Source organism: Burkholderia arboris, assembly GCF_902499125.1.
GTDB classification, from domain to species: Bacteria; Pseudomonadota; Gammaproteobacteria; order Burkholderiales; family Burkholderiaceae; genus Burkholderia; species Burkholderia arboris.
Genome location: NZ_CABVPX010000029.1, coordinates 17880 through 34548, shown reverse-complemented (window position 1 = coordinate 34548; position 16669 = coordinate 17880). Strand labels below are relative to the sequence as shown.

Genomic DNA, 16669 nt, shown 5'->3' with positions numbered 1-16669 from the left:
CAGGGTTTTCCTGATGGGGAAAATGGTGGGGCTGGCCGTCCGGCCTTCCGCTTCGGCGTTGGTTTCTGCGAACAACCGGAAGGAATCGGGGAGCGGATGTCGACGGTCGATGGCGATGCCCGTCGTTCATCAGAAGTTGCCCGAGTTTACCAGCGGCCCGCACGGAACCGCTGAAGTTCGCCGTTCAGCCAGTTACCGGAGATCATGACCGGCGGCTGCCGGCCACAAGCGGTCGTTCGCACGCGGCAGCGTTCGGACGCTCAATAGTCGGTTACTCCGCGATAACCGGCCATCCGATCGTGAGGGACGAGCGCTCAGTCCAGCACAAACCCCCGCGCCCTAGTGAGAATCTGAGCAAGCATTTCAGGCACTACCCCCTCCGATCGGAGTGTTGCCGTCCGGTATGCAAGTTGGTTCTTTGCCAGATTTATCCCCGTCTCAGTCTCAACACTCTCGCAAGCAGCCGTCCACTCGCCCCAGTTAACTGAAAGGAATGTTTCAAGGTTGTCATCAAATATAGCCACCACGTCGGAAATGGTTGCAGATGGGAAGTCCTCTTCCGGCAAACCGAAGTACCTCGCTAACTTCCGGTTCTCCACTGCGTGATTGTTACGTTCCCGGTCTATGTCGTCTTGCTTTTTGTTTTTGGCTTTGGCTCGTGCTTCAAATCCGCCATCGGCATCGAACAGTGCGTAGACTGGCACACCAATAGATTGCAGAATCGCATGCGCAAGGGGGATTGACGTTTTGCTACCCACGGAAACGATCGAAATTCCCGCTGCTTCAAGGGCGCCGGGAGACGTTCTATCCCCAATGCCGTAAAACACCGCAGATTCGGTGGGCCCCTCTACAAGAAACGCACGATTCGCGAAAAGCGCTGTGGCGAGTTGGTCCGCCACGTTATGGTCGAGTCTGCGGTCGACCACATCACCATCCACTATCCCAATCAGCCGAGCCTTCACATCCTCAACCGTGGAAAAATGCACCGTCACCACCGGGATTTCATCGGTTGATCTAGTCAGTCGTCTAACTTGATGGAAATGGCGCGACTCAAGGAAATAAGGGCTATGCGTCGCATAGGTTATCTGAATGCGCTTGCTGGCATCTTCGGCTAGCGATCTGAGTACCTTTGCAAAGGTCTGCGCCTGAATCGGATGCTGGAAAAGTTCAGGCTCCTCGATTGCCAAGCAGATGACTCCTTCAGTAGAGGCTGCGCCCGACTGCGCCAAGAGTTGTAGAGCCGAGATCAGCAGCGTGCGCTGAAAACCGTGCCCTTGCCGCTCCACAGCAGTCTCAGTGGTGCCATCGCGCACGGCCACATCAAATGTCGTGCGGGGGGGCTTGAGCTCTACTTCAGCCGGAGAAACCGTGATTGTCCGGCCAGGCGCATAGGTTGTGACGACTTCGTTGAGCTGCGTTGTGATAGTCCCAAGCTGCTCCTTGAACTTCTCTTCATACACTTTTTGCTGCTTTGCCAGCGACTCCGCAACGATTTCAGCGATTGCTGCATCGGCAGCCGATCGCTCAATCGATCGTTCAAGGATTCGCCCAATGATGCTTGCTTTCCCGTCGATGGACTCCTCGCTTGCTCGAAGGTCGGCCGTGACCAAGACGAAGTCGAAGAGTCCGCTCATCTTGCCACCGCTGTTGAAGCCGAAGAAGTTGGTTTGCAGAGCTTCGGGCGCATCAATAAGTTGATCGATGTGAGCCGCCTCCCACGCCGTCATTGCTTGTTCGACAACTGGGCCAGTATTTGCCGCAGGCAGCTCAAGCTCCGGACGCTCCCGTCGGAGATTGGCATACAGCTCTTTCTTCGCCGTTGCACCGCCTGCCTCCTTGATCGCATTGAAGTCCGGAAACCCCTTCGCATTGGCAGAGAGAACGTCAGCGCCATCATGGGATCGGCGCTTCCATGCGGTAAACGTAGCAACTCCTTCCGGTGCATATTTCCCAAGCGCCTCGCGATCCTTTTCCGTCAGTTCTGCGAATGTCACCTGGACTTCAATATCTTCGTCGATTGCCCCAAAAGAGCAGTCCTTCTCCGTTAGCGAGCCGGGTTTGCCGTTGAAGAACCAATCAAGCGCACGAAGCACTGTTGACTTGCCGGCACCGTTCGGTCCAATGAAGGTCGTGACGGAATCGAACGGGATCAATACGTCTTTCAACGTGCGAAAGTTTCGGATGCGAACGGATTGGATCTTCATTTCGGGCCTCTGATATTTGGTTCTATGTCGTTTCTCGCCGTGACAGCGACAGAACCTATCCCTTTGCCACCTCGATCAAAAGATCATCAACCGAGTGCGCAGCCACATAGCGAAGGGTGTTTTCACCAACCGCCAGGGCGCTGAAATACGCCTTGTCACATTCGATCTTGGCGCTTTCCTTGTCGCGCAGGTCGTCAGTGAACGAACTACTCTTGGTTTCCGCCACAAAGTACAGGCGCTGCGCGCCGTCTTCTTCCATCAGCACGACCCAATCGGGGATGTAGATGCCCAGCGGCGTAGGCACCTTAAACCAGCCTGGCAGCTTGGCGTAGAGTTTGATGGCTTCGTTCTTCTCTAGCCTATCGGGCAAATCCCGCTCAGTGGTCGAGCCGTATGCCGCGAGCTCATACATCGACTTCTGGGTCTTCGTTGATTCACTAACAAACCAGAACGTTGGAAAACCAACGGAAATATTAACGTGACAATAGGGAATCGGGTGGCTCGGGACAGGAATTTTTGACATATCGAGAAAGCCCCCGTTTTCTGGACACGGCTGCCGCAGCGCATGCGACTAAACGAACGTCCGTTCCACCATGAGAGCGGTCCGCTATGTCACCCTGAGTCGGCCGGCTGCAACGGGTCGGTAACCGCCCCTCCAACGAACCGTGAGCGCAAGTCTTGCCGCAGGTTTGCGCGCTGAGTCTTCAGACACGGCGCACGTCGCACGACACCAGCAACAACCTGCCATGTCACCAGACGGCGTGCGGCAACAACCCGCACAACGACTGTTCAGTTTCCGCACACAAAACCACAGACGCCCCCCCACCCCAAGCGCCCTCCGCGGGTGGGAAGAAACCCGGATAGCCCCGCTTCGCCGCGCCCGCCTACCCTCGCGCGCATGCCGGTCGACGCCCAGGCAAGCGCCCCGATCCGGCCGATCCGAATTCCTCAGGAGCGTACATGGATAGCAGCAGCAACACCGCACTGTTCGACACCGACATCTGGCGCGGCAAGACCTTCAACGGACGCTGGCACGCAAGCGCGCACGCGGCCGACGTGATCGAACCCGCGACCGGCACCACGCTCGGCCGCATCGGCGTCGCCGACAGCGCGGCCATCGCCGAAGCCGCCGCCGCCGCACATCGCGCACAGCCCGCATGGTTCGCGCTGCCATACGACGAGCGCGCGGCGGTGCTGCGTCGCGCGGCAGCCGTCGCCGAAGTGCATTTCGACGCGATCGTCGACTGGCTCGTGCGCGAAAGCGGCTCGACACGCGCGAAAGCGTCGTTCGAAACCTCGATCACGATCAAGGCGCTGCACGAAGCAGCCGGGCTGCCGTCACGCGCGGCCGGCGAAGTGCTGCCGTCGGCGGCCGGCCGGCTGTCGCTCGCGCGCCGCCGCCCGCGCGGCGTGGTCGGCGTGATCTCGCCGTTCAACTTTCCGCTGTATCTCGCGATACGCGCAGTCGCGCCGGCGCTCGCGCTCGGCAACGCAGTCGTGCTGAAGCCCGATCCGCGCACCGCCGTGTGCGGCGGCATCGCGATCGCACGCGTGTTCGAGCTTGCCGGCTTGCCCGAAGGCGTGCTGCACGTGCTGCCCGGCGACGGCGCGGCCGGCGCGGCGCTGGTCGCCGATCCACACATCTCGATGATCCAGTTCACCGGCTCCACCGCGGCCGGGCGCAAGGTCGGCGAAGCGGCGGGCCGGCATCTCAAAAAGGTGTCGCTCGAACTCGGCGGCAAGAATTCGCTGATCGTGCTCGACGATGCCGACCTCGACCGCGCCGTTGCCAACACCGCATGGGGCGCGTATCTGCATCAAGGCCAGATCTGCATGGCGACCGGCCGCGTGCTCGTGCAACGCGCCATTCACGACCGCTTCGTCGCGAAGCTCGTCGAGAAGGCGCGAAGCCTGCGCGTCGGCGACCCGGCCACCGGCGACGTCGGCCTCGGCCCGCTGATCGACGCCGCGCAGCGCGACCATGCGGCGAGCGTGGTCGACGCGGCCCGACGCGCGGGCGCCCGCGTCGAGACGGGCGGCGACCATCGCGGCCTGTTTTTCGAGCCGACCGTGCTGAGCGGCGTCGCGCCGGGCAATCCGGCGTTCGACGAGGAAATCTTCGGGCCGGTCGCGATCGTCGTGCCGTTCGATACCGACGAAGACGCGATCGCGCTCGCGAACCGGACCGAATACGGGCTGTCGATGGCGATCCTGTCCGCTGACGTCGGCCGCGCGCTGAGGATCGGCGAGCGCTTGAACACGGGGCTGCTGCACATCAACGACCAGACGGTCAACGACGAGGTGATCAACCCGTTCGGCGGCGTCGGCGCCTCCGGCAATGGCTCGAGCATCGGCGGTGCGGCAAACTGGGAGGAATTCACACAGTGGCAGTGGCTGACGATCAAGGGCGAAGCGCCGCTGTATCCGATTTGACGAGGAGACCGACCATGTACACCGAAAACGATACACGCGCCGTCACCGCGGCCGTCGCGCGCGCCGCCGGCGCGCCCTTCTCGATCGAAACGGCACGGATCCGCGCGCCGCGCGGCGACGAGGTGCTGGTGCGCGTCGTCGCGACCGGCTTGTGCCATACCGACCTGATCGTGCGCGACCAGTACTACCCGGTACCGCTACCGGCCGTGCTCGGTCACGAAGGCGCCGGCGTGGTGGAGGCGGTCGGCCCGAATGTGAAGACGCTCGCCGCCGGCGACCACGTCGTGCTGACCTACGGTGCGTGCGGCCACTGCGCATCGTGCGCCGGCGGTCACGGCGCGTATTGCCGGCAGTTCTTCGCGCTGAACTTCGGCGGCGCCGATGGCGACGGGCAGACGGCCATCCGCGACGCGGCCGGACAACCGCTGCACGATCATTTCTTCGCGCAGTCGTCGTTCGCGAGCTACGCGCTCGCACGCGAGAACAACGCAATCAAGGTGCCGAAGGAAGCGCCGCTCGAACTGCTCGGCCCGCTCGGCTGCGGGATCCAGACCGGCGCGGGGGCCGTCATCCATTCGCTCGCGGTGCGCACCGGCAGCAGCTTCGCGAGCTTCGGCGCGGGCGCGGTCGGCATGAGCGCCGTGATGGCCGCGCGCATCGCCGGCGCCACCACCATCATCGCCGTCGACATCGTGCCGTCGCGGCTCGCGCTGGCACTGGAGCTGGGCGCAACGCACGCGATCAACAGCCGGGAAGTCGACGTCATCGACGCGATCCGCGAGATCACCGGCGGCGGCGTCGACTACGCACTCGAGTCGACCGGGCTGCCGGCCGTGCTGTCGCAAGGGATCGACGCACTCGGCTCGCGCGGCACGATGGGCGTGGTCGGCGCGCCGAAGCTCGGCACGAAGGCCGAATTCGACGTGAACAGCCTGCTGCTCGGCGGCCATACGATCCGCGGCATCGTTGAAGGCGACAGCGTGCCGCAGACGTTCATTCCGCAACTCGTGCAGTTGCACCTGCAAGGCCGGTTTCCGTTCGACCGGCTGGTGAAGTTCTATCCGCTCGAGCAGATCAACCAGGCCGCCGAGGACAGCAGCAAAGGCATCACGCTCAAGCCGATCCTGCGGTTGCCGCACTAGACGCGGGCGCGGGCGCCGCCGGCCGCCCGCCGATGCCAGGCGGCGCCACACGACGGGCACCCTTGCCGGGCACGAAAATACCCGGCTTCGGGCACCGGGCTATATTACGCATTCGCGCGACACGCCGGGCCGGCACGCCCGGCCCGACCATTCGACCTCACATGGAGCGCAGCGTGAACACGGCCCCTGAATCCCCTGCACGGCCGGTCGATCTCGACCGGCTCCGCGCCCGCTTCGCCGCGGGCGAGCCGCTGCCGGACACGGCGTTGCCGGCCAGCGTCGCGCGCTCGTGGCTGCGCTCGCGCGACGCCGGGCTGCGACCATGGCAAACCGCGCGTTATGAAATGCAGCGCGAGCGCGACGAATCGCGCGCGGACCGGCGGCTCACCCGCTGCGTCGCGCAGGAGATCGAGCCGCTGTGGGCCGCATTCGGCGGCACCGAATGGACGATCATGTGCGTCAATCCGCACGGCACGATCGTCCATGCGCGGCGCAGCCCGCAATGCGACGACGCACTGCTGACGCCGATCGTCGCCGGACGCCGGATCGTCGAGCCGAACATCGGCACGACCGCGCCGAGCTGCGTGATTCACGATGGCGCCGAGGCCATCGTCGCGGGCGCGCAGCATTATCTCCACGAGTTGTCCCGGGTGTTCTGTCTCGCGGTGCCGCTGGTGGGTTTCGACGGCGAAGTGATCGGTGCGCTCGACATCACCGGGGTCGGCAAACGCAACGTCGTGCAGTTGTGCGAACAGTTTCGTCACGCGGCGCTGTCCGCCGAGCAGCGTCTGTATGCGCTGCTGCGCGACTGCCATCTGCTGCAGGTCCAGCATGACGCGCGCTGGCTCGGCACGCCGCTCGCCGGCGTCATTGCGCTCGACGAAGCGGGCCGCGTACGCGCGGTGAGCCGGCTGGCGCGCCGGATGCTCGACCTCGCGGCCGCCGGGCCGGTGGCCCCGTACGATCTCCGGCAACTGTTTCCCGGCGCGACGCCCGTGCAGCAGCGCCGTTTGCTGATACCGGCACGCACGCCGCAGCGGATCGCGCGCGACGATGGTAGCCATGTATGGGTGCGCACCCTGCGTGCGCCGCTCGACCGGGCGACGATGGCGCGCCATGCCGATGTGCTGGAAGACGCCGCCGACGTATGCCACGCGGCACCGGCCGCCGGTGCTCAGGCGAGCCTGCACGAACAGTCGCTCGACGCGATCCGGCGCGCGCTCGGCGAGCACGACGGCAATGTGTCGGCGGCCGCGCGGCGGCTCGGCATTTCACGCACGACGCTGTATGCGAAACTTCGTCAGCTCGATGCGGCAGGGATCCGGCACGACGAGCCGCATTGACGATTCCGGACGCGGCGGGCCGTGTGGCGATGGCGCTTGCGCCTGTTCACGCGAACAAGGGGCTTGCGCTGATCCTGAGCCACTGCCCGCCGCTCATGAAGCCGCAACGCGATTGAGACCCTTAACCGTTACGACGCGCCGCCGCCGCCCGCCCAACCGGCCAGCCGGCCCTCCACCCCGTACCCGTCGTCCGGCGCCGGCAGCCGGCCGAGCACCCGTTCGACCTGCAGCGCGACCGCGATGAGTTCGCGGTCGGTGCCGGCCGCGCCATCGAGCGCCAGGCCGACCGGCAGACCGGCCGCCGTCAGGCCGGCCGGCACGGTCATGCCCGGCACGCCGGCGTTGCTGCCGGGCTCGGTATTCCTGATGTAGGTCTGGAACACCGACACGGTCTCGCCGTTGACGATCATCGTGTCGCCCGCCGGGATCGGGCAAGCGGTCGCGATCGTGGTCGGAAAGGCCAGCGCGTCGGCGCCGCTGTCGGCGAGGCACTGCCGGTACGCGGCGCGCGACCGCGTACGCCGGTCGAGCGCGGTGCGGTAGGCCGTTTCGGCGATCCCGTCGGGGCCGGTGATATGGCGGGCGATCCGCGCGACGTCCGGGCTCCCCACGTTCGCGACGATATCGTCGACCGACAGGTCGTAGCCGTTCTCGACCAGATACGCGTGCATCGACGCACGGAATTCATACATCGCGATGACGGCCGGCTCGTCGTCGAAGAACCCCGGGTAGTCGTTCAGGTCGATATCGACGCACTCGAATCCCGCCTGCTCCAGCTTCGCGATCGCGGCCTGCGCGAGCGCGTCGACATCCGCTGCGAGGCCACGCCAGAACGTCGTGCGCGGAAGCGCAAGACGCACGGGACGCGTCAGGCTTCGCGTCGGGGTCGACAGCGACGCCACGTCGCCGGCCAGGATCGCGTCGAGCAGCGCGATGTCCTCGACCGACCGGGCCATCGGGCCGACGGTGTCGCGCGTGCGGGAAATCGGCGCGACGCCGCCCTGCGGATAACGCCCCACCGTCGGCCGAAGGCCGACCGCGCCGCACAGCGCGGCGGGAATCCGGACCGAGCCGCCGGTGTCCGTGCCGAGCGCGGCCGGGACCACGCCCGCGCCGACCAGCGCGCCCGACCCGCTGCTGCTGCCGCCCGGAATCCGGTCGAAATCGTACGGGTTGCGCACCACGCCGGTCACGCGATTGTTGCCGGACACGCCGAACGCGAGCTCGTGCAGGTTCGCCTTGCCCGCGATCAGCGCGCCGTGCGCCAGCAACCGTGCGACGACCGGCGCATGCTGCGGCGGCACGCGGTTGTGCAGCGCCAGCGTGCCGTTACCGGTCGGCAGGCAGGCGGTGTCGATGTTGTCCTTGATCGCGATCGGCAAACCGAGCAGTGCGCGCGGCGCAGCCGAGGCCGCGAGGTCGCGGTCGCTGCGGGCGGCTTCGGCGAGCAACCGCGCGTCGTCGACGCACGTGAAGCCGTTCAGGTAACGCCAGCGCGCGTGCCGCTCGATCAACGCATACGCGTATTCGACACAGGAAAACTCCCGGCGCAGGATCGCGTGCCGGGCTTCGGTGAGCGTCAGGGAACCCAGGGTGGTCATTTCGGCAGGCCTCGTAACAGGGGATCGTCACAAGGTAGGCCGCGCCGATTTTGACGCCCATCATCACAATGGATGACCCCGCGCCGCCCGCGGCGCGACCCGTCACGCCATCGCGGCCGCCAGACTCGCCCGGTTGGCGACGCCCTTCTTCGCCATCACGCGCCGCAGATGCGTGCGGACCGTCGACAACCCGATCCCGAGCGTACGCGCGACATCCTTGTCGGTGTAGCCGGCGGCGACGAGCCGCGCGACGTCGCTCTCGCGTTCGGTCAGCCCGGTGCACGCATGGCGCCGCCTCAGCAGCGCGCGCCGGAAAAACGGCTCGATGCCGTTCAGCAGCAGCTTGTCGCGTTCGGTGAAGTCGGGCCGCCCTTGCGCGCGCCAGATGCGCAGGTCGCCAACGTGCGTCGCGCCATCGAACGCATAGACGTTGATCCCGTGATGCATGCCGTCGCGGCTCAGGAAATCGCGGTAGAACGCGGTGCGCTCCAGGTCGCGGCGGCTCATCACTTCGTCGACGCAGGTTGCCACGCGGCGCGCGCGCAGCTGCGGCGTGACCGGGTCGATATGCTGGAACCACGCTTCGTACCGTGCGATCTGCGACGGATCGAGGTTGTACGAGAAGCCGTTGCGCCAGAGCCCGGTCTGCGCGTCGCAATCGAACGATGCGGCGAAATCCGCGCGGATCAGTTGCGTGATCTCGGGCAGCACGACGGTCCTCACGTCGACGATCGGCCCCAGTGCTTCCAGGCGGGCCACGATGTCGCCGAACAGCCGGAGTTCGTCCGGCGTGATGTCGGACGCGGCAAGGTTCATGACGCCGCCGCGACCGACGCCTGCCATTGCACGGCCACGCCCGCGTAATCCTTGATCCTGAACGCGGAACCGTCCTGGACATGGACCCAGCCGAGCGTGCGCTCGGCCAGCGGCCTGCCGTCGCCGTCCGTCGCGACCCTGACGATCGCATGCGCACGGATATGCACGAGCCCGTCCGGATAGTCGGACGACGGGCTCGCCAGCGTCACCGTCACGAACGGCCCGAGATCCTGCAGGAGCCGGGCGGCCGACGGGGCGTCGGCCACCAGCAACGAGCCGCCCTTCACGCGGTCGTCCACACGGATGGCCGTGCTGTCCGGCCGCCGCTGCGCGGCGGTCGGCTGCGACATCCACAGCACGTGCGCCGGGTTGAGATAGACCACATCGGGGTCACCCATCGCGTCGCGGGTTTCAATCCGGGGTATCGGCATGCAGGGTCTCCAGTCGGACATCGGGCACCGCTCGCGGGTGCGGCGGCACCATGATGATGCCGCAATATGCCGGCATTCGGCCCGTCATTCCGGCGAATGACGCGACCACCCGTGGCCGGGTAGCCGCGCCACGCGCCCGTTACGGCTTGACGGGTGCCGCGATGCCGTCGATATCGGGCGCCCAGCCCGTCGGGTTGGAGAACTTCAGCGTGTTGGCGCTTCCCTGCTTGAACGCACCTGTCACCGTCAGCGTCGACACGTTCCCCCAACCGCCAGTCGACGGGAACGACACGGCAACCGGCGCGCCCCCGTCGAAACTGAGCTGCGCGCTGCGCGGCGCCGAATCGCCGTTCACGTACGCGATCAGGACGCTGTACGTGCCGTCGGCCGCGACCGAGATGCCGTTGATCGTCAGCGTGCCGTTGCTGGTCCCGTCGCCGTTGCCGATATAGCCGACGTCCTGCCCGCCCGAGCATGCGCCGCATGACGACACGCGCGCCGCGCCGCCGAGCGTGTTGGCGGCCGCCTCCGCTTCATACGCCATCGGCGGCGGCGGCGGGACTTTCACCGGCCCGGCCACCACGGCGATCGACGCGATCTCGGGCGTCGGCGTCGTGCTGTCGACGCTCGACAGCGACAGCGCGTTCTGCCCGGCCGTCAGGTTGACGAACACCGTCACCGTGCCGACCGCGTTGCCCGTGGGCGGAAACGCGAGCGTCGTGCCGTGGCCGCCGTTCGCGACGAGTTGGGCCCTGACGGTTTCCGTTCCGGCGTTCAGGTAGGCGATCTGGAGGTAGCCGCCGGCCGTTTGCGACGTCACGTTGTTGAACGTCACCGTGCCCAACCCCGTCACCTTCTTCCCGCTCGCACACGCAGCGCAATCCGCGACAGTCGCGCCGCCCGACAGCGTGCCCGGCAGGAACGTCGTCGACGGGAGATCCGTGCCGCTCAACACGAGCATCGCGGTACCGCCTGCCGGCACGGCCGCGACCGTGTAGGAACCGGTGGCCGCACCGAGATCCTTGTGCGCCCAGACATCGCGGACAGTCGCTGACGTACCGGCGGCGAAACCCAGCTGCTGCCACGTGACCGTCATGTCGCTCGCCGCGGTGCCGTTGTTGAACAGCACGACCGCGCGCTTGCCTGCGCCGGCCAGCAATTTCGCCCACACCTGCTGCCCGTTGGCGTCCGCGACCTTCAATCCCTGCAGCCCCAGCGTGTCCTGGTCGATCGCGATCAGTTCGGGATTGGTAAGCAGGCTCACCGTATCGCTCGACAGCGCCTTCGACAGATCGTTGCCGAGTATCATCGGCGCGCCGGCAATGGCCCACAGATTCACGTGCGCAAGGTCGTTCGCGGCCGTCATGCCCATGCCGGCCACCATCATGTCCGGATCGTTGTAGTAACCGGTGTGCTGGCCTTCAGGGTGCGTGTTGCCGTTGAAATTGCCAAGCACGGAGCTGAACTTCGGCACCCCGCTCCCCGGCCCGTAGATGTCGCCCGTCGTGCGCCACGAGGTCGCGATGCCCGCGCCCCAGTCCCACGGCCCCAGGTTGTAGTCGAGGTATCCGCTCTTGCCGAGCGTGCCCCAGTCGCACATGTTCAGCACCAGCAATTTGCCGGTGGCCACGTAGGCCTTCTGAATCGCCTGCGAGATCGCCGTATACGCTTGCTGCGGATCGTATCCGGCCGCGCTGCCGCCGCACCAGTCGACCTTGACGAAGTCGTAGCCCCATTGCGCGAACTGCAGGAAATCGTGGTCGTAGTGCGCGTAATCGCTGCCGACGAAATGCGTGCCGTTCGTGTTTCCGCAGCCCTGCGGCCCGGAATCGATATAGATGCCGGCCTTCAGCCCCTTGCCGTGAATGTAGTCGGCCATCGCCTTCATCCCGCCCGGCCACTGGTTGGTGGGATTGCCGTTCATGTCGACGTTGAGGATGAAGTTGCCGTTCGCGTCGCGTTTTCTGGACGTCCACCAGCCTTCGTCGATATTCACATACTGGTACTTGTTGCCCGTCGCGAGGTTCGCATTCAGGGCGGCCAGCCCGTCGGCCTGCGCCTTGATCGTGTCGAAGCTGACGTTCTCCTCGAGGCTGTTCCACGACGACCAGCCCATCGGCGGCGGATTCACCGCGATCTGCTGCAATGCCGTCGGCGACGTGGCCGGGGTGCCGTTGCCGCCGGGCGCCGTGGTCGTGCCGGTAGTTGACGTCGCGCCTGTCGTCGACGTGCCCGGCGACGAGCCGACGTCATCGCCGCCGCATGCCGATAGCGCCATCGCCGCCGCAACAAAGCACATTATCAATAATCCTAAATGATTTCTGCCCTTCATCTCCGTCTCCCGATTGTTGTGAACGACGCACGCCGGTCCGCTTCGTACGCGTACGCAGATTAATGACGTTCGTTTCCCTGTTTCAATCTTTGCAGCATGCGGTCACATATTGGGAGACCCCACCTTTCCGGGCAGAAACCCGCTGCTTTCTTAATGATTTAAATAATTGACGGGGAAAACCCAATCTTTGGCAACCAGGCCGACGATATGGAAACAATCCGGACGCTTGTGGCAGGTTTATCGCGAAACCGGTGGTCGACGCCGCGTCGCGACGATGCAACGGCCGACCGGACCGCACCGGCTACCCCCGCCACGTTGCGTCCGCAAGCTTCGCCACCAGTTCGTCGTACACCACCCGGATGCGCCGGGGCATCGGGCCGCGCCGCGGCCGATAGACATGCAGCTTCCACGGCTCGGGCTCGAGGCTCGGCAACACGCGCACGAGGCGCCCCTTCTGGACGTATGGCCGGACCAGATATTCCGAGCACTGGCCGAACCCTACCCCTGCACACACGGCCTCGATCTCCACCTCGGTGTCGTCGGTCAGATAAGCCGGCGACGACGGCACGAACTGGTGCTCGCCACGGAACATCCACGGCCACGGCCGCCCATTCGCGCGGTCGATCAGGCACGTCACCGGCATCGCTTCGAGTTCCTTCCGGTTTTTCGGCTCGCCCAGCCGCCTGAGCAGCGACGGTGCGGCTACGACCCACATCGGCAACGGCCCGATCATGCGCGCGACATAGCGGTTGTCGCCGATCGCGCCGACGCGCACGCCGATGTCGATCTGCTCGTCGACCACCGGCGACGGCACGTCCGACAGCCGCAGATCGGGCACGAGCCCCGGGTACCGCTGCATCAGGCCGGTCAGGACCGGTTGCACGTAACGTCGCCCCATGCCGGACGGCGCGGTGATCCTGACGACGCCGACCGGCTCGTCGCGCTGGCCGGTCGCCGGCCCGAACAGCCCGTCGACGACCGCCAGCGCGCCCTGCACCTCGCGCGCAAACGACTGTCCGAACACGGTGATCCGGATGCTGCGGGTCGTCCGGTGAAACAGCGTTTCGCCCAGCATCTCCTCCAGCTCGCGCACCGCACGCGTCACGACCTGCGGCGACACGCCGAGACGCGCCGCCGCCTCGCGGAAGGTGGGCGCCGCGGCAGCCGCGGCGAAGATCTTGAGGAGGTCGAGTCGATTGAGCATGGCGGGCCCTTCCGGTGTTCCGGTGTTCCGGTGTTCCAGAGGCAGCGTGATCTATTCCAGAATCAGGAATTCTGAATGCGTGATTGTTCCATTCTATTGCGATGACCAGGCGGCCACAATGAGCACCAGACGTCGCTTTGACGTGGACGGTCAACCACTCTGGAGAAATGCATCATGAACGCAAGCACTCAACCTGCCCAACTCGAAGGCCGTATCGCCGTGGTGACGGGCGCCAGTTCCGGCATCGGCCGCGCGTCGGCGATCGAACTTGCGCGGCGCGGCGCGAAGGTCGTCGTCAGCGCCCGGCGCAAGACCGAACTCGACCGGCTGGTCGACGAGATCGTGACCGCCGGCGGCGAAGCCCGCGCTTTCGTCGCGGACGTCGCGAACGAAGACGATCTGCGCAAGCTCTTCGATTTCACGGTATCGGCCTACGGCCGCCTCGACATCGCGTTCAACAATGCGGGCACGGAAGGCACGTTCGCCCCGCTGCTCGAACAGAATGCCGACAGCTTCGACAAGGTGTTCGAACCGAATGTGCGCGGCGTATTCAATTCGATGAAATATGCAGCCGAGATCATGCTGCGCCAGGGGGCGGGCAGCATCATCAACAATGCGTCGATGGGCGGCCTGATCGGCTTCGAGAATGCGTCGGTTTATATCGCGAGCAAGCACGCCGTGATCGGGATGACGAAGACGGCGTCGATCGAGTGGTTCAAGCGCGGGGTCCGCGTCAATGCGCTTTGCCCCGGGCTGATCGAAACGCCGTTCCATCATCGCGGCATCTGGCCGTCGGACGACGCGCAACAGGCGTTTGCCGCGTCGACGCCGGCAGGACGGTGGGGCTCGGCCGAGGAGATGGCGACGATCGTTGCGTTCCTCGCATCGGACGATTCCAGCTATGTGTCCGGGCATGCGCTCGTGGCCGACGGCGGCTACTCGGTTGCATGACCGGTTGCATGACCGGTTGCATGCCTGGTTGCACGCCTGGTTGCATGCCGAACCGCACGCGAACCGCCGCGTGACTCAAGGGGCCGCGGCCGCCACGTCCCGTTTCGCGTGAAGCCGCAACGCGAGCCACGCGATCCCGACCGCGAACGCGCCGACCACGCCGCCGAACGTGCCGATCCACGGCAGCCCGTAGTCGCCGGCGATATGGTTGCCGAGCAGCGCGCCGGCGCCGATGCCGACGTTGTACAGCCCGGAGTAGATCGACACGGCCAGGTCGGTCGCCTCCGGCGCCAGCTTCAGCACCCAGGCCTGCATCGCCAGCCCGAAGCAGACGATCGCGCCGCCCCACACCAGCGTATGCACGGACAGCGTGACGATGTTCAGCGCGCTCGGGAACAGGATCAGCAGGCAGGCCGACAGCGCGACGATCGACGCCAGCAGGAAATCGTCCGGCCGGTGCGGATAGACGCGATTGAAGCAGATCGCGGCCGGCAGGCCGGCCACGCCGAACAGGATCAGCACGTACGTGATCCGGCTGCTGCTCGCGTGGTTCACGCTCTGGACGAACGGTTCGATGTACGTGTACGACGTGAAGTGCGCGGATACGACGAGCACGGTGATCGCGTACAGCGCGACCAGCGCCGGCTTGCGCAGGAACCTGCCGATACTGCTCAGCGACCCGGCGCCCTGGCTCGGCAGGACCGGCAACGTGGCGCGCAGCAACAGCGCCGCACCGGCCGCGGCGCCCCCGATGATCAGGAACGTGACGCGCCAGCCGAACGCCTCGCCGATCACGCGCCCGAGCGGAATGCCGGCGACCATCGCGATCGCCGAGCCCATCGCGATCAGGCTGAGCGCCCGGCTCTTGCGGTCGCTTGGCGCGAGCCGCACGGCGAGCGGCACGGAAATCGACCAGAACACCGCATGCGCGCACGCGATGCCGAGCCGGCCGATCATCAGCACCGTGAAATTCCATGCAACGCCGGTCACGAGGTGGCTGCCGATGAACACCAGCAGCGCGCCGACCAACAGCTTGCGGCGCTCGACGTGACGCGTGACGAACGTCAGCGGCAACGACACGACGGCAACCGCCCACGCGTAGATCGTCAGCATCAGGCCGACGGCGGTCGGCTCCATGTGGAGGCTGTCGCCGATCGCGCTGAGCAGCGCGACGGGGACGAATTCGGTGGTATTGAAGATGAAGGCAGTGAGGGCCAGGGCCAGTACGCCCCACCACGAGTGCCTGGAACTGACGGCGTCCGGTGTTGCCATGCGTGGAATCGACGAGACGAGGGTTGGGGGCGCGTGCGGCGCGGACGCGGCGCAAAAAACCGGCCCGGCGCATCGGCGCGATTGTACCAGTGGCAAATGACACGTCGCCGCACGGCGCGGCGGCGGGACATGACGATGACACGGCGATGCGCCGATAATGTGCCGTTCAGAATTTTCGCGGACTGTTCGCGGACGATCAGCCCGGGCGTCGTCGGGCCAGGAGATTCACATGCGCATTGAAACGTCATTTCTGTTCGATCTCGACGGCACGCTCGTCGACAGCGTCTATCAGCACGTGCTCGCGTGGAAGGAAGCGCTCGATGCCGAAGGCATCGAACTGTCGGTATGGCGCATCCACCGCAAGATCGGGATGAGCGGCGGCCTGTTCCTCAACCAGCTGCTGCGCGAGACGGCGGGCGACATCGACGCCGAGCGCGTCGAGCGGCTCGCCCGGCTGCACGCGGCCGCGTACCAGCGGCTGCGCGCGCAGGTCCGGCCGCTGCCGGGTGCACGCGAACTGCTGGCCGCGCTGTCGAGCGCCGGCATCCGCTGGGCGATCGCCACCAGCGGGCGAATGGAAACGGCCGCCATCAATCTCGAGGCGCTCGGCGTCGATCCGGCCAAAAACGTCGTCGTCACGCGCGACCAGGTGAAGTATGCGAAGCCGGACCCCGACCTGTTCCTGACCGCCGCCGCGCAACTGAACGTGCCAATCGAACACACGGTGGTGGTCGGCGACAGCATCTGGGACATGCTCGCCGCGGCCCGCTGCCGCGCGCTCGGTGTCGGGCTGCTGGCGGGCGGGTACGGCAGCGACGAGCTGGAACGCGCCGGTGCCCTGCGCGTGTACGACGATCCGGCCGATCTGCTGTGGCATCTCGACGAGATTGCGGCGCGGCCCTGAGTCGCCCGGATTGCCGCAATCGCCGTTGCCGGATTC

Annotated in this window: 12 protein-coding genes and 1 pseudogene; 5 read left to right on the top strand and 8 right to left on the bottom strand. The window is 66.0% G+C overall.

All coding sequences use genetic code 11. The features are described 5' to 3' along the window. Nucleotides 1-314: 314 nt before the first annotated feature. Both BLA15945_RS28480 and BLA15945_RS28475 read right to left on the bottom strand, forming a co-directional pair. On the bottom strand, nucleotides 315-2204 hold the full coding sequence (locus tag BLA15945_RS28480) for an ATP-dependent nuclease (RefSeq protein ID WP_174993940.1): 1890 nt from the start codon (nucleotides 2202-2204) through the stop codon (nucleotides 315-317). 55 nt (nucleotides 2205-2259) lie between these two features. Further along, nucleotides 2260-2628, bottom strand: a pseudogene (locus tag BLA15945_RS28475) (restriction endonuclease); the annotation flags it as partial. A 536-nt stretch (nucleotides 2629-3164) separates the two neighbouring features. On the opposite strand from BLA15945_RS28475, the gene BLA15945_RS28470 reads away from it, so the two are divergent. The 3 genes from BLA15945_RS28470 to BLA15945_RS28460 all read left to right on the top strand — a co-directional run bounded on the left by BLA15945_RS28470 (nucleotide 3165) and on the right by BLA15945_RS28460 (nucleotide 7122). Continuing rightward, on the top strand, nucleotides 3165-4637 hold the full coding sequence (locus BLA15945_RS28470) for a benzaldehyde dehydrogenase (protein ID WP_174993939.1): 1473 nt from the start codon (nucleotides 3165-3167) through the stop codon (nucleotides 4635-4637). Nucleotides 4638-4651: 14 nt separating this feature from the next. Beyond that, nucleotides 4652-5779 carry an NAD(P)-dependent alcohol dehydrogenase gene (locus BLA15945_RS28465; RefSeq protein ID WP_174993938.1) on the top strand — a complete coding sequence of 376 codons (1128 nt, stop codon included), beginning with the start codon at nucleotides 4652-4654 and terminating at the stop codon, nucleotides 5777-5779. A 173-nt stretch (nucleotides 5780-5952) separates the two neighbouring features. Next, nucleotides 5953-7122, top strand: a complete 1170-nt coding sequence (locus tag BLA15945_RS28460) for a helix-turn-helix domain-containing protein (RefSeq protein ID WP_233464316.1) — start codon at nucleotides 5953-5955, stop codon at nucleotides 7120-7122. A gap of 128 nt (nucleotides 7123-7250) precedes the next feature. Here BLA15945_RS28460 and iaaH read toward each other — a convergent pair whose 3' ends face one another. The 5 genes from iaaH to BLA15945_RS28435 form a co-directional block, all read right to left on the bottom strand. Beyond that, nucleotides 7251-8723 (bottom strand): indoleacetamide hydrolase, encoded by a 1473-nt coding sequence (iaaH, locus tag BLA15945_RS28455; protein ID WP_174993937.1) that lies wholly within the window; start codon nucleotides 8721-8723, stop codon nucleotides 7251-7253. A gap of 102 nt (nucleotides 8724-8825) precedes the next feature. Next, entirely contained in the window at nucleotides 8826-9539 is a 714-nt protein-coding gene (locus tag BLA15945_RS28450; protein WP_174993936.1) for a helix-turn-helix transcriptional regulator, read from the bottom strand. Then, nucleotides 9536-9937: a hypothetical protein gene (locus BLA15945_RS28445; RefSeq protein ID WP_174993935.1), complete on the bottom strand. Its 402-nt coding sequence runs from the start codon at nucleotides 9935-9937 to the stop codon at nucleotides 9536-9538. The genes BLA15945_RS28450 and BLA15945_RS28445 overlap by 4 nt, the downstream gene beginning before the upstream one ends. A 172-nt stretch (nucleotides 9938-10109) precedes the next feature. Next, a complete protein-coding gene (locus tag BLA15945_RS28440; RefSeq protein ID WP_233464315.1) occupies nucleotides 10110-12269 on the bottom strand; it encodes an alpha-galactosidase D in 2160 nt (719 codons plus the stop codon). 334 nt (nucleotides 12270-12603) lie between these two features. Continuing rightward, on the bottom strand, nucleotides 12604-13506 hold the full coding sequence (locus BLA15945_RS28435) for a LysR family transcriptional regulator (RefSeq protein WP_174993934.1): 903 nt from the start codon (nucleotides 13504-13506) through the stop codon (nucleotides 12604-12606). A gap of 174 nt (nucleotides 13507-13680) precedes the next feature. Between BLA15945_RS28435 and BLA15945_RS28430 the strand changes: the two genes are divergently transcribed. Further along, nucleotides 13681-14457: an SDR family NAD(P)-dependent oxidoreductase gene (locus tag BLA15945_RS28430; protein WP_059241953.1), complete on the top strand. Its 777-nt coding sequence runs from the start codon at nucleotides 13681-13683 to the stop codon at nucleotides 14455-14457. Nucleotides 14458-14532: 75 nt separating this feature from the next. Here the strand turns inward: BLA15945_RS28430 and BLA15945_RS28425 are convergent, their stop codons facing one another. After that, on the bottom strand, nucleotides 14533-15729 hold the full coding sequence (locus tag BLA15945_RS28425) for a sugar transporter (RefSeq protein WP_059241955.1): 1197 nt from the start codon (nucleotides 15727-15729) through the stop codon (nucleotides 14533-14535). A 229-nt stretch (nucleotides 15730-15958) separates the two neighbouring features. Between BLA15945_RS28425 and BLA15945_RS28420 the strand changes: the two genes are divergently transcribed. After that, nucleotides 15959-16633, top strand: coding sequence for an HAD family hydrolase (locus BLA15945_RS28420; protein ID WP_059241957.1), 675 nt, complete (start codon nucleotides 15959-15961; stop codon nucleotides 16631-16633). The last annotated feature ends 36 nt before the right edge of the window (nucleotides 16634-16669 follow it).

What these genes read in the sequence shown, in the direction of transcription:
- BLA15945_RS28440 (WP_233464315.1), bottom strand. Translation starts at nt 12,269, where the DNA reads ATGTGCTTTGTTGCGGCGGCGATGGCGCTATCGGCATGCGGCGGCGAT.
- iaaH (WP_174993937.1), bottom strand. Translation starts at nt 8,723, where the DNA reads ATGACCACCCTGGGTTCCCTGACGCTCACCGAAGCCCGGCACGCGATC.
- BLA15945_RS28445 (WP_174993935.1), bottom strand. Translation starts at nt 9,937, where the DNA reads ATGGGTGACCCCGATGTGGTCTATCTCAACCCGGCGCACGTGCTGTGG.
- BLA15945_RS28470 (WP_174993939.1), top strand. Translation starts at nt 3,165, where the DNA reads ATGGATAGCAGCAGCAACACCGCACTGTTCGACACCGACATCTGGCGC.
- BLA15945_RS28420 (WP_059241957.1), top strand. Translation starts at nt 15,959, where the DNA reads ATGCGCATTGAAACGTCATTTCTGTTCGATCTCGACGGCACGCTCGTC.
- BLA15945_RS28435 (WP_174993934.1), bottom strand. Translation starts at nt 13,506, where the DNA reads ATGCTCAATCGACTCGACCTCCTCAAGATCTTCGCCGCGGCTGCCGCG.
- BLA15945_RS28430 (WP_059241953.1), top strand. Translation starts at nt 13,681, where the DNA reads ATGAACGCAAGCACTCAACCTGCCCAACTCGAAGGCCGTATCGCCGTG.
- BLA15945_RS28425 (WP_059241955.1), bottom strand. Translation starts at nt 15,729, where the DNA reads ATGGCAACACCGGACGCCGTCAGTTCCAGGCACTCGTGGTGGGGCGTA.
- BLA15945_RS28480 (WP_174993940.1), bottom strand. Translation starts at nt 2,204, where the DNA reads ATGAAGATCCAATCCGTTCGCATCCGAAACTTTCGCACGTTGAAAGAC.
- BLA15945_RS28450 (WP_174993936.1), bottom strand. Translation starts at nt 9,539, where the DNA reads ATGAACCTTGCCGCGTCCGACATCACGCCGGACGAACTCCGGCTGTTC.
- BLA15945_RS28465 (WP_174993938.1), top strand. Translation starts at nt 4,652, where the DNA reads ATGTACACCGAAAACGATACACGCGCCGTCACCGCGGCCGTCGCGCGC.